General features: G+C 48.2%; 15 protein-coding genes. 4 read left to right on the top strand and 11 right to left on the bottom strand.

Annotated features, from left to right (window positions below):
- On the bottom strand, nt 1–186 hold a 186-nt coding region (locus Xentx_RS16080), incomplete at its 3' end, for a hypothetical protein (protein ID WP_139292515.1).
- 416 nt (nt 187–602) lie between these two features.
- Here Xentx_RS16080 and Xentx_RS16075 point away from each other — a divergent pair.
- The 3 genes from Xentx_RS16075 to Xentx_RS16065 are packed head-to-tail and all read left to right on the top strand — an operon-like array spanning nt 603 to nt 7,328.
- Nucleotides 603–2,285 carry a ShlB/FhaC/HecB family hemolysin secretion/activation protein gene (locus Xentx_RS16075; RefSeq protein ID WP_074021463.1) on the top strand — a complete coding sequence of 561 codons (1,683 nt, stop codon included), beginning with the start codon at nt 603–605 and terminating at the stop codon, nt 2,283–2,285.
- Between the two features lie 48 nt (nt 2,286–2,333).
- On the top strand, nt 2,334–6,995 hold the full coding sequence (locus Xentx_RS16070) for a DUF637 domain-containing protein (RefSeq protein WP_074021461.1): 4,662 nt from the start codon (nt 2,334–2,336) through the stop codon (nt 6,993–6,995).
- 3 nt (nt 6,996–6,998) lie between these two features.
- Nucleotides 6,999–7,328 carry an immunity protein YezG family protein gene (locus Xentx_RS16065; protein WP_074021459.1) on the top strand — a complete coding sequence of 110 codons (330 nt, stop codon included), beginning with the start codon at nt 6,999–7,001 and terminating at the stop codon, nt 7,326–7,328.
- 80 nt (nt 7,329–7,408) lie between these two features.
- Here the strand turns inward: Xentx_RS16065 and Xentx_RS16060 are convergent, their stop codons facing one another.
- The 10 genes from Xentx_RS16060 to Xentx_RS16015 are packed head-to-tail and all read right to left on the bottom strand — an operon-like array spanning nt 7,409 to nt 15,127.
- On the bottom strand, nt 7,409–10,180 hold the full coding sequence (locus tag Xentx_RS16060) for a conjugative transfer ATPase (protein ID WP_074021458.1): 2,772 nt from the start codon (nt 10,178–10,180) through the stop codon (nt 7,409–7,411).
- Nucleotides 10,180–10,581: a TIGR03751 family conjugal transfer lipoprotein gene (locus Xentx_RS16055; RefSeq protein WP_074021456.1), complete on the bottom strand. Its 402-nt coding sequence runs from the start codon at nt 10,579–10,581 to the stop codon at nt 10,180–10,182. The genes Xentx_RS16060 and Xentx_RS16055 overlap by 1 nt, the downstream gene beginning before the upstream one ends.
- On the bottom strand, nt 10,569–10,925 hold the full coding sequence (locus Xentx_RS16050) for a hypothetical protein (protein ID WP_074021454.1): 357 nt from the start codon (nt 10,923–10,925) through the stop codon (nt 10,569–10,571). The genes Xentx_RS16055 and Xentx_RS16050 overlap by 13 nt, the downstream gene beginning before the upstream one ends.
- Nucleotides 10,925–12,325: a TIGR03752 family integrating conjugative element protein gene (locus Xentx_RS16045; protein WP_074021452.1), complete on the bottom strand. Its 1,401-nt coding sequence runs from the start codon at nt 12,323–12,325 to the stop codon at nt 10,925–10,927. Before Xentx_RS16045 ends, Xentx_RS16050 begins: the two co-directional genes overlap by 1 nt.
- The gene (locus Xentx_RS16040) at nt 12,315–13,148 is read right to left on the bottom strand and encodes a TIGR03749 family integrating conjugative element protein (RefSeq protein ID WP_074021450.1); all 834 of its coding nucleotides are present in this window, start codon (nt 13,146–13,148) and stop codon (nt 12,315–12,317) included. The genes Xentx_RS16045 and Xentx_RS16040 overlap by 11 nt, the downstream gene beginning before the upstream one ends.
- Nucleotides 13,145–13,801: a PFL_4703 family integrating conjugative element protein gene (locus tag Xentx_RS16035; RefSeq protein WP_074021448.1), complete on the bottom strand. Its 657-nt coding sequence runs from the start codon at nt 13,799–13,801 to the stop codon at nt 13,145–13,147. The genes Xentx_RS16040 and Xentx_RS16035 overlap by 4 nt, the downstream gene beginning before the upstream one ends.
- A complete protein-coding gene (locus Xentx_RS16030) occupies nt 13,798–14,154 on the bottom strand; it encodes a TIGR03750 family conjugal transfer protein (RefSeq protein ID WP_074021447.1) in 357 nt (118 codons plus the stop codon). Before Xentx_RS16030 ends, Xentx_RS16035 begins: the two co-directional genes overlap by 4 nt.
- A 10-nt stretch (nt 14,155–14,164) precedes the next feature.
- A complete protein-coding gene (locus tag Xentx_RS16025) occupies nt 14,165–14,530 on the bottom strand; it encodes a TIGR03745 family integrating conjugative element membrane protein (protein WP_074021445.1) in 366 nt (121 codons plus the stop codon).
- A gap of 34 nt (nt 14,531–14,564) precedes the next feature.
- A complete protein-coding gene (locus Xentx_RS16020; RefSeq protein WP_074021443.1) occupies nt 14,565–14,801 on the bottom strand; it encodes a TIGR03758 family integrating conjugative element protein in 237 nt (78 codons plus the stop codon).
- A complete protein-coding gene (locus Xentx_RS16015) occupies nt 14,798–15,127 on the bottom strand; it encodes an integrative conjugative element protein, RAQPRD family (protein WP_074021442.1) in 330 nt (109 codons plus the stop codon). Before Xentx_RS16015 ends, Xentx_RS16020 begins: the two co-directional genes overlap by 4 nt.
- Before the next feature lie 149 nt (nt 15,128–15,276).
- Here Xentx_RS16015 and Xentx_RS16010 point away from each other — a divergent pair, with 149 nt between their 5' ends.
- Nucleotides 15,277–15,969 (top strand): DUF5710 domain-containing protein, encoded by a 693-nt coding sequence (locus Xentx_RS16010; protein ID WP_074021440.1) that lies wholly within the window; start codon nt 15,277–15,279, stop codon nt 15,967–15,969.
- Nucleotides 15,970–16,198 lie beyond the last annotated feature (229 nt).

Here is a 16,198-nt window from a genome sequence, read left to right as displayed (position 1 = left end):
GCTGGGTGACTGCGATTGAGTCAGTTGCCCCCACTGGGTGGTGATTTCGGCCAGTTTTTGTGCCGGCAGATCTTGGTTTTGATCTTCTGGCCTGGCCTGGCCTGGAAAACTCAGCGACAGACTTAACCCGCTAATAATCAGCCATTTTGTTCTATTGTGCCAGGTGGATTGTTTTTTTTGCACCACGGATTGTGACCCTTTTCATTCATACTGAAAGGGGTAACATGCAGAAAAAGGGCGTCAAATACTGCGGTTAATTCTTTTTCCAATAGTGGAAATTAGGTAAAAAAATCAAATAATTTTCACCTATTGAGAGCGAATCTCAATCTTCATCGCTAATATAGGTCAGAAGATACAATCCCAAATGCTGTCCAAACTTTTTCAACAATAGCACGGTTACATTTATCTGCCGCACATCATGAAAAAACAAAAAATAGTTAAATTTCAATTAGATAAGTAAATCCATAATTAAATTAATTTCCTGGATAAAGACAGTTAGCTATCTCCAAAATGGAAATAATAACAGAAATGCAAGTGATATTGATTTTCATTATTAATATATATAAGATTAATAATTATTATAATTTATGTAACCTTACTCTATGGAAAGAACTTCTCTCACCGTTGTAAAGATGCCGATACTGGTTTTATTGCTCATTTCCGGAAAAACAAACGCATCATCTTTTATCAGCCCTGCCGATCAGGAAACAATTATCCAGCAACAAAAAGAGTTATTAGAGCAGGCACAACAACAACGCCATGCTATACGTAATAGTATGACGTTAACGCTACCGACCTCATCAACATCTGATGATGAAGTGTCATCCTGCCATCTTATTCACCAAATTCAGTTTGAAGGCGCAGAAAACCTCTCGGCACCAGCGCAACAGATATTATCCAAACCTTATCTATCCCGTTGCCTGACCGCCAGTAATATTAATGAATTAGTCCGTAAGGTATCAAATACCTATATAGAAAAAGGCTATGTGACTTCCCAGGCAGGATTAAAAGCGCAGGGTTTATCCACCGGCATTCTGACGATTACCGTTACGGAAGGAAAAGTCGGCTCCATCCTGCTTGACGGCGAAACGCCCCTTGCCCTGAAAATGGTGTTTCCCAATATGGTCGGCAAAGTCCTTAATCTGCGGGATATTGAGCAGGGCATGGAGCAATTAAACCGCCTTCCTTCCCAGCAGATAACCATTGATATCCAGCCAGCTAAACAATCCGGTTATTCTGACATCATTTTAAAGCGAACGGCTTCCCGATTACCGGTCAATGCCAGTCTGGGTCTTGATAACAGCGGGCAAAAAAATACCGGAGCAGAACAAATTAATACCACCATAGGGTGGGATAACTTACTACATCTTGCAGACAGGTGGTCAATCTCAGCTAACCGTAACAGTGGTTTTCGCCATAATCACCAGAGCTGGAGCATCGCATCAGGGGTGACAATTCCTTATGGCTACTGGTCAGTTGATTACCAGTATGCCAAAAACAGTTCGTTCCAGATGATATCCCCAGATACATTCAATGCCCGCCATGAAAGTAAGGGCCAAACTCATCAATTAAAAATAAACCGGACGTTATACCGTGATGGTAAACAAAAACTGGCTCTGAATATGGGGTTAGTCCGTCGCCAAACTTCCAATGTTACGGCTGGCGTCAAGTTATCCATTAACAGCCCGACGTTAAACACTATCAGTTTGGGAGCTAATTACAGTACTACGCTGGCAGGAGGCTATATGACGTTTAACCCGATATTCAGCCGTGGTTTGGATATTTGGGGAACGACGAAAGATAACTCCGGCACCCGCAATGCCCCCAAAAGTCAGTTTCGTAAGTTCAGTCTGAGCAGCAGTTATTTTATTCCCGTCACTGACGATATTTATTACCTGACCTCCCTGTATGGGCAGTTTACTCCAGATAATCTTTATGCCAGTGAGCGCCTTTCATTAGGCGGACAATATTCCGTCCGGGGATTTAAAGAACAGAATCTCATAGGAAATAATGGCGGATATTGGCGCAATGAACTGAACTGGAAATTAACCACGCTCCCTTTATTGGGTGAACTTTCTTTAAATAGTGCACTGGATACAGGGTGGTTAAAAAACAACAAAAAAGGACAAATCGAAGGAGGTAATGTCACGGGAGCATCACTGGGTATTTCACTCAATCACAACAGGATGAGTCAGACGGTCATAATAGGAAAACCACTGGCTTATCCCACTCACCTCAGACCAGACCACTGGGTGGTTTATTGGTCTGCATCACTCAACTTTTAATAAAACCATACCAAAAAATTTGGATTTGATTTAATCAAAGGACACAATATGGATAAATTTAATAGCCCTATGGCAAGGGGAACCTGTTATTTTTTGATTTATCTGACAGGGATATACCCGCTGAACTCGGCCATGGCAGGCGGTATTACACCTGATAATCCGCAGACACAGGTGCATCACAATGGCAATGTGCCGGTCGTGAATATTGCGGCGCCCAATAATGCCGGAATCTCTCACAATACGTATCAAGAATTTAATACCGGCACCCAGGGCGCAATATTAAATAACGCCACACAAGCGGTTAATTCTCAATTGACTGGTCAAATCAACGCCAATGCTAACCTACGGGGCAAAGCAGCCGAACTCATTATTAACGAAGTCACCGGAAGCAGCCGTTCTGAACTACTGGGGCAACTGGAAGTGGCCGGCCAGAAAGCCAATGTCATGATAGCCAACCCCAATGGTATCACTTGTGATGGGTGCGGCTTTATTAATACCTCCGGTGCAGTACTGACGACCGGTAAACCGCAATTTGACACTCAGGGTGCACTTGAAGCTCTGAGCGTGACAAAAGGCCAAATCACGATTGGGGGGAAAGGGTTAAATGGTCAGTCAACAGATTATATCGATATTATTAGCCGGGCCACTGAGTTAAATGGCAAAATCCAGGCCAATAATCTTGCACTCACTCAGGGTGCTAACCAAATTTCCTTTAAAAACGGCGCCACCAAGACCATTGCTGGTGAAGGGAGTCGTCCAACATTGGCTGTTGATACTAAGGCGTTGGGTGGTATGTATGCCAATAAAATACGGCTGATAGCAACGGAAGATGGCGTTGGCGTTAATCTTAAAAATATTACCAGCAATCAAAACGATATCACATTAAGCTCTAATGGCAGAATGGAGCTCGGCAACATTAAAGCTAAAACAGACTTAAATGTTGGCGCTAAGGAGATTAGTATTGCGAAAAGCTTTGAATATACTCCTTACATTCAATCTGGACGAAATATTGTTCTGGCAGGTAATAAGATAAAAAATGAAAGTGGTGTGGTTGCTGGGCAAGATATGCGAGTGTTAGGTGATACTATAATTAATACAGGTCAAAAAGCACTTCTGCAAGCCAATAATAATATGTGGATTCAGAAAAATGTACAAGGAGATAAAAGTAAACTCATCCAAAACAGATCTGCCACAATAAAAACCAATAAAGGTGACTTAATTATTAGAGCTGATGATTTATATAACATCCGAAATATTTATTTCACCTCAAAAGATAGAAATATAACCAGAGAGTCCATTGATCAGTCAGAGATAGATGAACTTCGAAAAGATTATGCCGAGATAAGAGAGTCTTATGATGACAAAATCGTGATACCTGATGAAGATGCTAATTTCCTTGAAGTAATTGAGAATGAAATAAACGATTTATCTAGAGATGTGGAAGTTTTAGAAAATTTTCATCCAAGCTTTATTAGTGCTGGAAAAAACATTTATATAAACAGTGATAATTTATGGAATATAAACAGTCAAATTAGCAGCCATAAAAATATATTTTTAACTGGAGAAAATTTTAAAAATATTAGAAACATCACTTACCACCCGCAACCCTATTCTACATTTCCCGCCTCATCCGCTGAAGTTTATTTTGTTCGCAGGTCACCAATAATTGTTGGTGACCTTTATCGCCATCAACCAAAAGGCATTGGCTTCTTTGATAAAAATATAGAATGGTATGATTGGAATAGTGCTGAACAAGATAATCTTTCTTTGGAGAGGAATAAAGGAGATAAGTTACTTGATAATACTATAGATGCAAAAGAAAATCTTGTCATTGATTTTTCTAAAGATGTTTTAATTAAAAAAAACATAAACAATTTTGATTCATCAATATACTCAGAATCAAATGCTATATCAGCTAAAAATATTTTCCTACATGGTAAATATATCAACATATCAGATAAAATAAAATCTGAAAGTGATCTTAATATCATTTCTGATAATAGTATCATCTCTAATAAAGCGGATCTTTCATCAGAAAAAGATCTGTCTATGATCACGATTAACAGAATGAATTTAGATGAGAGTAAAATAAAAGGAAAAAACATTTCATTAATTAATCGGTTTGGAAATATTCACTTCACAGGTTCTGAGCTGGTTTCTAAAAACGATCTTGATATTATCTCTAACGGAGATATATTTCTTAAATCAACGGTAATTGATCGTAGTCATGGATCAACAACAAATATTACTCATAAAGGTAGCAGCTTAAATAGCGGAGGTAATTTAACCATTATGACCAATGGTGGCCTTCTATTTCAGGCTACCAAACTAATTGCTAAAGGTGCTATAAATATTTCCGCCCAAGGCGGTTACCTCTATGCTCAGGCAATGGAAGATATCAGTCATTATGAAACCAGTGAAACAAAGCGTAAGTGGTATGGTAAGAAAAAAACCATTAACCGTACTCATCACAGCGTAACAAATAAAGTCACTGAATTCATTGCGGATGGTGATATTAATATACTCAGTCATGATGACAGTACTTATGAAGCCAGTAAGATCGAAACCAATAATAATGCTAAGTTGACGAGTACGCACGGGAAAATAAATTTTAAATCTGTTAAAGACGTTTCCTTCGAACACACCATTAGTAAATCTAAAGGGTTTTTCATTAAGAACAGAGATAGCGGCCATACTGCGGAAACGTGGGTATTACCTTCTGTTCACATTGGTGGAAAATTAACGATTGATGCAGCAAATGGGATTAGTGCTGATATCAAAACACAGAAAGCCCAGGATTTGAAAAATGTATTAGCAAATTTTGGCAACATCGCTGAAACGGCTTGGCTAAAAGGGTTAGCTCAACGGCAAGATGTACACTGGAATGAAGTTCAGGATGCTTATGACAATTGGGATTATAAAAGCCAAGCATTAAACCCTGTCGCGGCTGCTGTTATTGCCATTGCAGTGGCTGTAGTCACGGCAGGGGCTGGAGTAACTGTTGCTGCGGCTAATGCTGCCGCAGGTACAGCCAGTAGTGCGGCTACCGCAGCCGGAGCCAGCGCCGCAACGGCGGCAACAGTAAGCACCGCTACATACGGAGCAGTTTCTGCTGGTATCGCTTCTCTGGCTTCTACAGCAGCAGTTAGCCTTATTAATAATGAAGGAAACCTGTCCAAAACTCTCAAGGATATGGGTAGTAGTAACACTATAAAATCAACTATTACCTCAATGGCGATTGGTGGTGCTTTAGCCGGATTTGACAAGTTTATGGGTGTGGAGAAAGCGGCTAACGGTGCAACTAAGGTACCTTTATTAAGTAATAGTGAATGGAGCAAAGTCGCCCAACGTGTTGCAGGGCAGTCTGTTATTAGTTCCAGTTTAAATACTGCAATCAACGGTGGCAGCTTTAAAGACAATTTCACTACCGCGTTACTTGCTAATGCAGGCACTCAGGTCAATATCGAAGGTGCGGATTTCATCGGAAAAAATGGGGCTGCATTAGGTTTTACTGAAAAAGCTATCAGCCATGCAGCAGTATCAGCTATTGCCGCACACATTGGTGGGGGCGATGCAAAAGCCGCAGCAGCGGGTGCATTTGCCGCCAGACTGGCGTCTGTAACACTGGCTAAAACGTTTAATGATCCAGCTCAAATTCTGGCAGGCGGCAAGATTATTGGTGGTATTGCCGGGGCATTTGCTACAAATAGTGCACAGGGAACCCATGGTGGCGCGGACGCCGGTGAAATAGTTCTTGAGCATAACTTCCTGAAATATGATCTGTATAAATTGGATCGACAAATCAAGGCAGCAAAAGAAAAAGGCGAAGATACGACACCTATCTTTGAGAAAATGCGTAAGAGTCTGGCAGAAGATCGGGACATGGTAAAAACCACCTGTAAGGACAGTCCGACTATTTGTGGTGCTGCGCATCGCGAACTCGCCAATGAAGCAATAGGGGAATTCCAAGGTATCGGCGAATTTTATTATGATCGCGATGTTGTTGAGTTTGTGAAGACAGAAACGGATAAAGACAATGCCGTCATCAATGACTATATCAGTACAAAAGGTGAAATACTGGAGTACGTGCTTAACGGTGCTGAGGTACTGGTAGGCAACGAAACAAAGTTTTCAATTAAAGGAAAAGGCACCAATTCAGCCCATAATCAACAAACAAATCAGCCGGGTGCTTCGCCAACGGTGGTGGTTGTAAAGACAAACTCAAGTAATGTAGAGACAGACTCAGGTAAAAAAGGCGGTTGGAGCAAAGCACTAAACAAACCTAAGCCAAATGAGATTTACCTTGTGGATGGAAATATTACATACCATACAGACTCATTAAGCCGTACTAAGCAAGTGGAAACAACTCTAGTTTTGTCTAAAAATGATAGAAGTCCTTACCAACAAAGCAAAGTAGGTAAGACTGGTAATGCAGGAGATGAGGGTGGTCATCTAATTGCCAGCATCTTTAATGGACCTGGTGAAAAAATAAATCTTGTTCCAATGAATGGAAACCTGAATAAAGGTGAATGGAAAAAGATGGAGAATTCTTGGGCCAAGGATTTGAAAGACGGTAAGCAAATTGATGTTAAAATAACACCTGTTTATAAAGGCAATAATGTACGCCCGGATAAAATCAATGTTAAATATTCTATTGATGGAGGAAGACCGGTGATCGTTAACTTTAATAATTCTGAAGGCGGAAAATAAGTAATGGATGATCAGGAGTTATATCAAAAAATCGGACAGTTATTGGTAGATGCGGGTCCCACAGATGCAAAAAAAATTATTGTCCGGGCTGATCTTTTTCCAGAAAGAGATGGTTGTAAATATGAGTTTGATTATATAGATAAAAGCGAGGAATTAGATTGGTTTGATCCTGATGCTCGAGCTGTAAGCGATCTGACAGACCTACTAGAAGAACTTAGGAGCTTTTTTATTGAAAACAAACAATCACAAGAAACTCCATTTTGGCATGGATGTACAATCTCTCTTGATGTAGAAAAAATGAAGCTTAATATGGACTTCAAGTACGAAGACTAGACAAAGAAAGCTCCCGGCTATAAAGCTGGGAGCTTTCTTTAAACAATATGCCATAAAAAATAATATTAATAATCAATAAATTAAATGATGGCCTTGAAATTCATAAAATCAACCTTCAATCCCCGAGCAACATCCATTTTTCTGGCCACCCACATCGCCGCCTCCAGTTCACTGCACTGATGCTCGCGCATTAACGCCCGTCGTTCCGCTTTTTCTTCTTTTTCCGTCATCCCCAGTGCCAGATAAAGGCTCGGGGGCACCACCCGGAACAGGGCTTCAATTTTTTTCGCCAGCACCACGCCTTCGGTATAACAGCGGGGTAATTTACTGGCGGAGAGCAAGACAGCTTTCTGTTCTTCGTTAAGTTTTTTGAAGCGTGCGATTTGTTCGACTTCATCCGGGGGCATGGTCAGGCACAGCCACCATTCGGCCATATTCAGCATTCTCTCAGCCGTATCCGGATAATCGGCGAGGTTTTGCGTCGCCAGCCACAGCCAGGCACCCAGTTTACGCCACATTTTCACCACTTTGGTCATATAGGGGGAGAGTAGCGGGTTGGTGGTGGTGATATGCCCTTCATCAATCACCAGTTGCAGTTCCCTGTCCTGATACTGGTCGCGTTCGGCCAGGTTATTGACGGTATTAATCAGTGAGACCATCGCCAGCGCCATTTGCGCCGAGTAGTTTTCCCGTGCCAGTGTGCCCAAATCAATCAGGGTGACATCCACTTCCGGCCACGGGGTGCCGGGACGGTTAAACAGTTCGCCTTCAAAACCCTGGGTAAACATCGACATGGCGCCGGCCATTTCATCTGCCCGCGCCCGTCGGTGTGCCGTAATTAAAGGTTGCCCATGCTCATCCTGCCGATGATTGCGGGCGATAGCATACAGCGCATTTTGTAAGTCAGAAGCCAGCATCTGGCGTCCCTCAGCATGGCTGGTGTGTGCCGCCACCATAATGGCTTCGCGGATCAAACCCCGGTCGGAACGGGTTAAACGCTCCTCCTCTTTTTTCTCACCGCCGGTGATCATCAGCCGGGCCGCGATTTCCATCTCACCCAGAATATCACGCTGTTCATCCCCGTCATCCTGCGATTCATCGGTATCCGGAATATCGGCTTCATGAATACACAGTTGTCCGGGGCTCAGTTGCAGCAGCTGGTGCGCATCGGCAAACAGCGCCAGACTCACCCCACAGCCCGGTTTAATACCGATTTTATTCACCGTCAGCCCCAGACTGGCGTAGTAATCGGCCAGTAAACCAAAGCTGTTGCCGGCTTCGACAATAAACAGGCGCGGTCGGTGGATCGCCATCAGTTGCACCAGGGAGGCGCACAACGTAGCGGATTTACCTGCCCCGGTCGGACCAAATAATAATAAATGCGCATTCTGGGTGCGATCCTGTTTATTCATCGGATCGAAGGTCAGTGGTGCCCCACCGCGATTAAAGAAGCTTAACCCCGGGTGCCCGGTGCCGGTTGAACGGCCGGTCACCGGCATCAGTCCGGCCAGATGCTGCACCCAGCTCAGGCGGCTGTACCAGTGTTTTTTATCTTTCTGCGGATTAAACCCCATCGGCAAAGCGCGCAGATAGGCATTCAACGGGGACACACTGAATTCCGGTCGCACCGGCTGTAATCCGGCGGTCAGTAACGTTGATGATAACTGATGCACCCGCTGGTTCAGGTCAGTGATATCGTTGCCCCGCACCAGAAAGATCAGCGCACTGCGGTACAGTTTATGGCGTCGTCCCAGTAAGGCTTTGACTTCCTGCACATCCTGCCGGACACGCGCCGATCCGGTATTTTCCCCCACCGCATTTTTTGCCAGCCGGGTAAAATCCGCTTCCAGCGTATCCTGAGCCTGCGCCACGATGGTCAAAGAAACCACGGTGCCTTCCGGCATCATATCCATCAACGCATTGATATTATCCCCCCGTTTCACTTCCCCCGTCAGCGTGCCCGGTTCTGGCGGACGGCGCAGACGTTCAACCGGCACCGCTTGATGTGGCAGGCCATCAAACCACCAGATGCCATTGTCAGGATCAGACACCGGCGGGGTAAACCACAGGCTTTCGGCAAAATCATGATGAAGCGGGAGATCGGGCTGCGGGGGCGTTTCATCACTGACCGTGCGATAAAAATCGGCTTTTGCCATGCCCCAGTCCGGGGCTGGATTAAAATGACGTAACAACCAACGATGGATCTGCGCGCCATGCTGCCGGACAGCCACAATTCCCGCCGCCGCCAGTGACGATACCAGCCGCTCGCAGACCTGGTTGAGTGCGGCCACTGAAGATAACGTTGAGTTGGTTGCCTGTGATTGGTGAGCAGGCAGCCAGCGATAGACGACCATGCGCGTCTGGCGCTGCTGCCCCCGCCACGGTTGCCCGGTGATCAGGCTATCCTGAAAGATGCCCTCAGGCCGGGCAATGCTGTTCAGGTGGCGCTCAGATTCAGCCAGAAAGGCCGCCGTAAACGCGGTCCCTTGCGCCCAGGGTTTGACGTAATCCCGTAATGTATTGAGATAGGCCGCAGGATCATCTTCGTCCTGACAAAAAAATTGCACTACCCACGGCGAGATATCGTCTTCCTCCAGACTGTCCTGGATCGCATCTTCCAGCTGATCCCGGATTTCAACCAGTCGTTCAAGCGGACGCCCTTCGGTCGCCACCGGTTCGATGCGGTAGACTGCCCCGACGGAGACACCATCATCCAGCAACAGGCATTGACCGTCTTCCAGATATTCCACCCAGGGCAGATAATCGATAATGGAAGGGTTGGCCCGGTAAATCGCGGCTTCATCGGCTTCACGCAGCTGGCCGGGGCGGTGCAGCGGTTTGGGGATTTCCATCACAGGGCCTCCGTGCGTTCACCCGGCAGGGCGTACTGTACCTGCTGATAAAACGGGAACACGGTGCTGTAGCCCGGTATCGGCGTATTGCCGGCCGCCAGATGCGGAAACACATACATCACCATATCGGGATTGGGGAGACGGGGAAATTGCTGGCTGATTTCCTGCTCAGCCGAACGGCTGTAATGATAGGGCGCTTCCAGCGCTCGTCTGCATTCGGTCCCGGTCAACGTTCTGCGCAATGCGGTGCTTGCCTGCACGGGCGTGTGGCCGGCTTTATTACCCTGCCACATCGCCAGCACCGTCTGCTTTCCGGCAGGCAGCAACGTGTCTTTCGAGGTTGAACAACCGGCCATCAGCCCTGACAGACACAACACGACAACCGCGTTTATTTTTCGCATCGCTGAACCTCCGTAGTGCCCATGGCAGTAAAGGTGGCAAACTCAGGGTGGACGGCCAGTTCCGATACCGTAAACGCCAGGCGCTCCCACTGTTCCGGCTCTGCCTCGCTGCTGCCTGCCACCATCGATTGCCACTGTGTGTCTGACAGACGAAAAACAGTAAAATCACCGTCACCCAGCGGTTGACACGCATTGCCGATGGCAAGACAGAGCCGGGATGTTTTTTTATGGGCAGGCCGCCAGCAGAGCTGAACCGGCACAGGTTCAGCGTGTAGGAGGCGGTTAATTTGCAGGCAATAGGGTTGGCTGGCACTGAACAGCCATTGAAAGACAGGCTTTTCCATTAATCTAAGGCTTCCTGAGTCGTATCATATTGAGTGGGTTCACTCACGCCGTAGTGCACCTTACGGCCTTTCGTTTCGTAATCTATCGCCAGACTCTGGGTGATATGCACCACAACGCCGGCACCGGGCGGCACGTAAACCGCATCAAACGTCTGGCTGTAACGTTGTTTGAGCCATTCGCCCATCTCCTTCATCCCCCCGGATATCGCTTTGCCTAATGCCGCCTGTCCGGCATTGCCTGTTAAGGCGGATGTGATACCACCGGTGCCGTTGGTTTGGGCGGTACGCTGGCTTTCGTTCAAGGCGTCCCCGGCTGAATTCATGGCCGAGAGGGCAAACAACGTTGGCAGATAGGTGCTGGCATTGGATTTACGCTCACCGCTGATACAGGGAATGCCGTTTTCATCCGACAACCAGCCGATACCCTGCGGGTTTTGCCCTTTGCCCGGCAGGGTACGCACGGTGCCATCCTGAAACACAAACGTGATGGAATTGACCTGCCCGCGTACGCAGGAGAGGGTCCAGTCACCACTGGCCGAGCCGGACACCACCGCCCCTTCCACTGCCGGCAGTTCGATACCGTTGGCGGTCAGGTTATCTTTGCCAATCAGGATCTTGAACGGGTAAGGATCTGTCACTGTACCATTGACCGGTACCCGACCGAGCAACGCAGTCATCGCCTGACTGCCTGCCAGCGTGGCATTTTCCGGCAGGGTATAGACCGGTTTTTGGTTTTCTTCCTTCAGCAAAGGGATCGGGGGGGTATTTTGCCCCGTTGCCGGTTGTTCACTTAAAAAAGTGGTCGGGAATTTAGCGGCGGGTTTGCCGTCAGCCCCGTTTGGGGGATCAACCGGTTTTTCATCGGCCGGTGTCATCCAGATAAGTTCATCCTGCCCCTTGACCGGATTAGCCGCATACTCCCACCCAGGTGGCATCTGGCTGTTCTGAGCAGGCGACGGTGCTGAATTTAACCGCTCGGTGAGCCAATCAACCTGTGCCAGTAATCCCTGCTGCTCATCCTGCAACGTGCGCTGACGCTGTTCATCGTCCCGACGAATAGCCGCAACCGCCGTATCTATCTGGCTGGCAACATCCTGATTCTGACTTTTTAACTGGTTATTTTCTTTTAAAATATCGGCATTCTGCTGGCTTAAACGTTTCTGCTCTGCCCGCACTTTATTGAGGGCGCCTATCAGGGTACGCAGGGTATCTTCCGGCGTATCGCCCCCGACACCCAGCGCCTGCAACTCTTCCGGTGACAGCGTGGCCAGCACATTATTCGCTGTCGTGCCGGGCGCGGCACTTTCCGTTGAACGGCAACTTTTGATGCCAATACCCCCGCCGATAAGCAATACCACCGGCACCAGTATTTTCACCAACGCATTAGACTTAACTTCCATGGCGGCCTCCCTGTTTCACCGATACCGGCTCAGGGATAAAGGTATTATCCGGCTGCCCTTTTGTGACCAGATACAATACCGTCGTATCCTCCGGCGTTCCCGTTTCAGCCAGCCAGCGATGCTGGAACGTGGCCGCGACAAACTGCCCCTGTAATTCTCGCGGGTCGAGGGTGATTTTTCGTTGGGTGGGATTGCGCAGTTTCAGTGCTGCCACAGTGTGATGGTGCAGTCTCCAGCCGGCCAGCGGGGTAATTTCAATCGGCTCTGACGGGTAAAGCGTCGTGATAAACTCAGGTAAATGCAGGTTCACCGGCTGGATGCCGGTCACCGGCTCGACGGTACGTAATGGGGCATACAGTTGCTGCGCGGCATAGCGGGTTAAGGCCACCGGAACGGGCGCAGATAATTGGGGTTTACTCTGGTGTTGTGATTTTTCGGTTGAAGCAGGTTGTTTTTCATTCGGGTAAATAATCCGTACCGGTTCAGTGGCATCGGTTTTTCCTGCGGTCACATCCAGTAAGATGATTTCGCCGTTTTCACTGTCCTGCAATTGCAGGCGGGTTGACGGGAAGGCATGGCTGGCTTTCAGGTACACCGCCCCGCCGGCACTTTGTACCCGCAATTTATCACTGAGTGACGGCGGCAAACCGATACGCACATTTCGCTCCGCAAAAATAATCCGCTCTTGCCCCACCTTAAGCGCAATGGCTAACGGCACACGTTCCCATTTCATCAGTTCATCGGCCTTAGCGCCGACGCAAAACAGCAACAGGCAGGCCAAACCCAGCCAAACATGGCGACAGCCAGGTGGATATCCTTTCATTGAAATACCCCCTTTTTCTGTTCCAAAGGTTGCGGCAGGGCTTCCAGCCGCTGTGGCATGCCGTCATAACAATCCAGTGCCAACCCAAAGGGATTACGCTCGGCATCACCCTCCCAACGCACCACTTTCAGGGGGTAGCGCACTAATGCCCGTTTGACCGGTTCGGCGTGATAATATTCATCGGCCACCAAATCCAGCCGGACCACCCAGTTATCCCGGTCACGCACCGTCACACGGCGCGTCCCATAGCCGCGGCCGGGAATCTCATACACCACGCGCACCCGGTCAAGCAGCTCGCCACTGTCAGCCCGGGTTTTGGCATCTTCCCGCAGAAAATCCTGACAGGCCGGCGTCAGATAAGGAGAAAGTGCCTCAATTTTGGCCGGATAGTCCTGTGCGCCATTTTTCGGCCAGGCATTCAGTTGCTGGAAGATATAAAAGGCGAAACTGTAGACACTGGGCGCCGGCACTTCCCACCACGGGCGTGTGCTGCCGGTACGTAAGTCCGGCGGATGATGGATAGTGAGGTTGCGCGGTGACGCCATCCAGCCCGTCAGGCTCAGCAGTAATACCAGCACCAAAATACCGCACGCCACCCGCAGGGTCAGAATATGCTGATCCCTGTTTTTGATTGCATGACGAAACCGGCTCATCGCACGCTCCGGCTACGGCGCAACGACCAGCCCCGGGCGGCAATAATCAAGGCCGGATCACCGAGACCCAGCCGGCGTTTTTTCTCTTCCAGTTTCAGCCAGAGATAATTCTCCGGCTTACCCCGCTTGAGGTGTGCGAGCCAACGCCCGCCAAAGCTTATCAGTAACAAGGGCATCACCAACATGCCGGTCGGGAGCACGACCCAACCGGCTAAGGGGATCAGGGGAAGACTGACGGCCAGTCCGAGCACGATCCCCGCCAGGGCGGCCAGTCCCAGCTCCGGCGTGGTGAACCCGCGAAAGACCACCGGTTCGGCGTTTAAACGGTCCGGTAAGAAAGCGATTGTCTGCATGGTGATGCCCTTAAAAAATAATGCTGGCCGATTTTGACAGCAGCCAAATCACGGCAACCAACAGCACCACGCCGACCACGACGATGGCGCCAAACTGGGTCCAGGTCGATTTGCCATCCCGCACTTCGGAAAACGTTTCGACGGCAGCCGAAGCAACCTTAAAGAACGCCACCGCTGAGAGGATCAACCCGCCAATCACAATGCCATCCTGCGCGTACCCTTTCGCCTGTCCCAGCAATCCGCCCCCGCCACCACTTTTTGGCGGTTCGATAGCCGGTAAATCAGCCCGGGCGGATTCACAGGACAGGCAGCACAATAAAAGAAAGGCATTTATTCGGGTACCGATACGCCGGCAGACGGTAAAAATGGGCTTCATAGTGACTCTGTTCCTTTTCATTGTGTTCATTGCCTCAGCTCGCAAACATCCAGACAGCCACGACCAGTAATACCGCGGTTCGGATGGCAAACTGGCTGAGGGTCTGATTACGCACTTTTTCATTTGCCCAGCTGTTCCAGACATCCACCGCCGCCCAGGCCGCCCAGAAAAATAAAGTGGCTAAGAAAAATCCGACACACACCAGATACAAAAAAGTGATATCAAAGTGTCCGGAGGCCACTTCAAAGGCATGGCGTTGCGCCGGCGTCATTGCAGGTTTTCCTGACGGTAATGGCCGGATAACAAGCCGGATTCATGGGGCTGGTCACGGGAAGGCATAAGGTAGTGATCGATACCGGCTTTAATGGTGTTGAGATCGGCTTTGATGCGCGGATAATCAAAGTCATAACGAGGGCGTTTTGCAGGGTCAGAGTGCTTTTCTGCGAGACTTGCGCGCGCCAGGGCCATTTGTACCTGCTCAATCAGACGCTTTGCACTGGCCAGCTCATCTTTCTCGGCCGCCTGAGCCAGCGGCATACACCACACAGCCAATCCCAGCAGGCCGGCAAAACAGGATATCGAAAAACCACCGCGCATAAACACTCACCTCGTCATGGATGCCAAGATGCCGAGGATGCGGGGTTTTTTCGCGGCAGTCAGCAATAAACTCTTTATGCTTTGGTAAAAATTAGCTAAATAGTCTGACTAATTTATTGGGTTAACGATTTAATAATGAAGGAAGACATATGCTGCGAATTGATTTAAACGTCCCCGACGATGAATACGAGAAAGTACGGAAGCTGGGCGCTCACTGGGATGCGGTCGCCCAAACCTGGTATATCGACAACAGTTTTGACCCGACCCCGTTTATGCACTGGTTGCCGTTCTACAATGTCCATGCGGAATTCTGGTATCTGGCCCAAACCCGGACGTCATGCCCACACTGTCATCAACCCACCACCGTGACGGCATTTATGCTACCGGCCGGACACCAGCTACTGGAAGCGGATAACGATGATGAACCCGGCACGGAAGTGGACTATACCGAGCAGGACAGCCCGGCGTTTCTGTTTTATCTCGCCGATATTCCCACTATTGTGCGTAGCGTGCTGCCCGGTTTTCACCACACCCTGCGCAAAGTGGTCAGCCAACGACTGCGCAGACAGCACTGGGTAAACCATTGTGAACACTGTGGCGCACAGCAGGATGATACCGACCTGTTTGCCGAAGCCGGTGGGGCATTTTTCCCTACGTCCAAAGAGCAAGCGGCCGCTATTCAGCTTCACCGTATAGATCAGCCCTTTGTCGGGTATTGTGAAGATATCTCACATCATCACTATCATTTTGATCCGAAGGGGGGGAGCCATATCGGTAAAGCCTGTGACTGGTTTGAATGGATGACACCGGTGGTGAATATTCCATCGAAATATAACCACTAATAGTAATTAAGAGATGAAAACTCGTCCAATATAATATGCTTGCGATAAATAATTCGCGGGAAGCGATAACACTTATCTAAGATATCAATAACATTAGGAATCATGGTATGAAACATATCGTTCAAAAAACCCATATATGGACACCGACTCAATGCAAGTGGGCAACCTATTTTTCTTTTTTGACAACAGTAGTCGCAAACATATATTCGGCTTCAAAGAGCCCTGATGA

The organism is Xenorhabdus thuongxuanensis (genome assembly GCF_001908095.1).
Lineage (GTDB): Bacteria > Pseudomonadota > Gammaproteobacteria > Enterobacterales > Enterobacteriaceae > Xenorhabdus > Xenorhabdus thuongxuanensis.
Note: the sequence above shows the minus strand (reverse complement) of the source record. Positions and strands in the feature narration are given on the sequence as shown.

Bases quoted from the DNA above. Each gene is read 5' to 3' on its own strand.
- Xentx_RS16075 (WP_074021463.1), top strand. From the start codon at position 603: ATGGAAAGAACTTCTCTCACCGTTGTAAAGATGCCGATACTGGTTTTA.
- Xentx_RS16070 (WP_074021461.1), top strand. From the start codon at position 2,334: ATGGATAAATTTAATAGCCCTATGGCAAGGGGAACCTGTTATTTTTTG.
- Xentx_RS16065 (WP_074021459.1), top strand. From the start codon at position 6,999: ATGGATGATCAGGAGTTATATCAAAAAATCGGACAGTTATTGGTAGAT.
- Xentx_RS16060 (WP_074021458.1), bottom strand. From the start codon at position 10,180: ATGGAAATCCCCAAACCGCTGCACCGCCCCGGCCAGCTGCGTGAAGCC.
- Xentx_RS16055 (WP_074021456.1), bottom strand. From the start codon at position 10,581: ATGCGAAAAATAAACGCGGTTGTCGTGTTGTGTCTGTCAGGGCTGATG.
- Xentx_RS16050 (WP_074021454.1), bottom strand. From the start codon at position 10,925: ATGGAAAAGCCTGTCTTTCAATGGCTGTTCAGTGCCAGCCAACCCTAT.
- Xentx_RS16045 (WP_074021452.1), bottom strand. From the start codon at position 12,325: ATGGAAGTTAAGTCTAATGCGTTGGTGAAAATACTGGTGCCGGTGGTA.
- Xentx_RS16040 (WP_074021450.1), bottom strand. From the start codon at position 13,148: ATGAAAGGATATCCACCTGGCTGTCGCCATGTTTGGCTGGGTTTGGCC.
- Xentx_RS16035 (WP_074021448.1), bottom strand. From the start codon at position 13,801: ATGAGCCGGTTTCGTCATGCAATCAAAAACAGGGATCAGCATATTCTG.
- Xentx_RS16030 (WP_074021447.1), bottom strand. From the start codon at position 14,154: ATGCAGACAATCGCTTTCTTACCGGACCGTTTAAACGCCGAACCGGTG.
- Xentx_RS16025 (WP_074021445.1), bottom strand. From the start codon at position 14,530: ATGAAGCCCATTTTTACCGTCTGCCGGCGTATCGGTACCCGAATAAAT.
- Xentx_RS16020 (WP_074021443.1), bottom strand. From the start codon at position 14,801: ATGACGCCGGCGCAACGCCATGCCTTTGAAGTGGCCTCCGGACACTTT.
- Xentx_RS16015 (WP_074021442.1), bottom strand. From the start codon at position 15,127: ATGCGCGGTGGTTTTTCGATATCCTGTTTTGCCGGCCTGCTGGGATTG.
- Xentx_RS16010 (WP_074021440.1), top strand. From the start codon at position 15,277: ATGCTGCGAATTGATTTAAACGTCCCCGACGATGAATACGAGAAAGTA.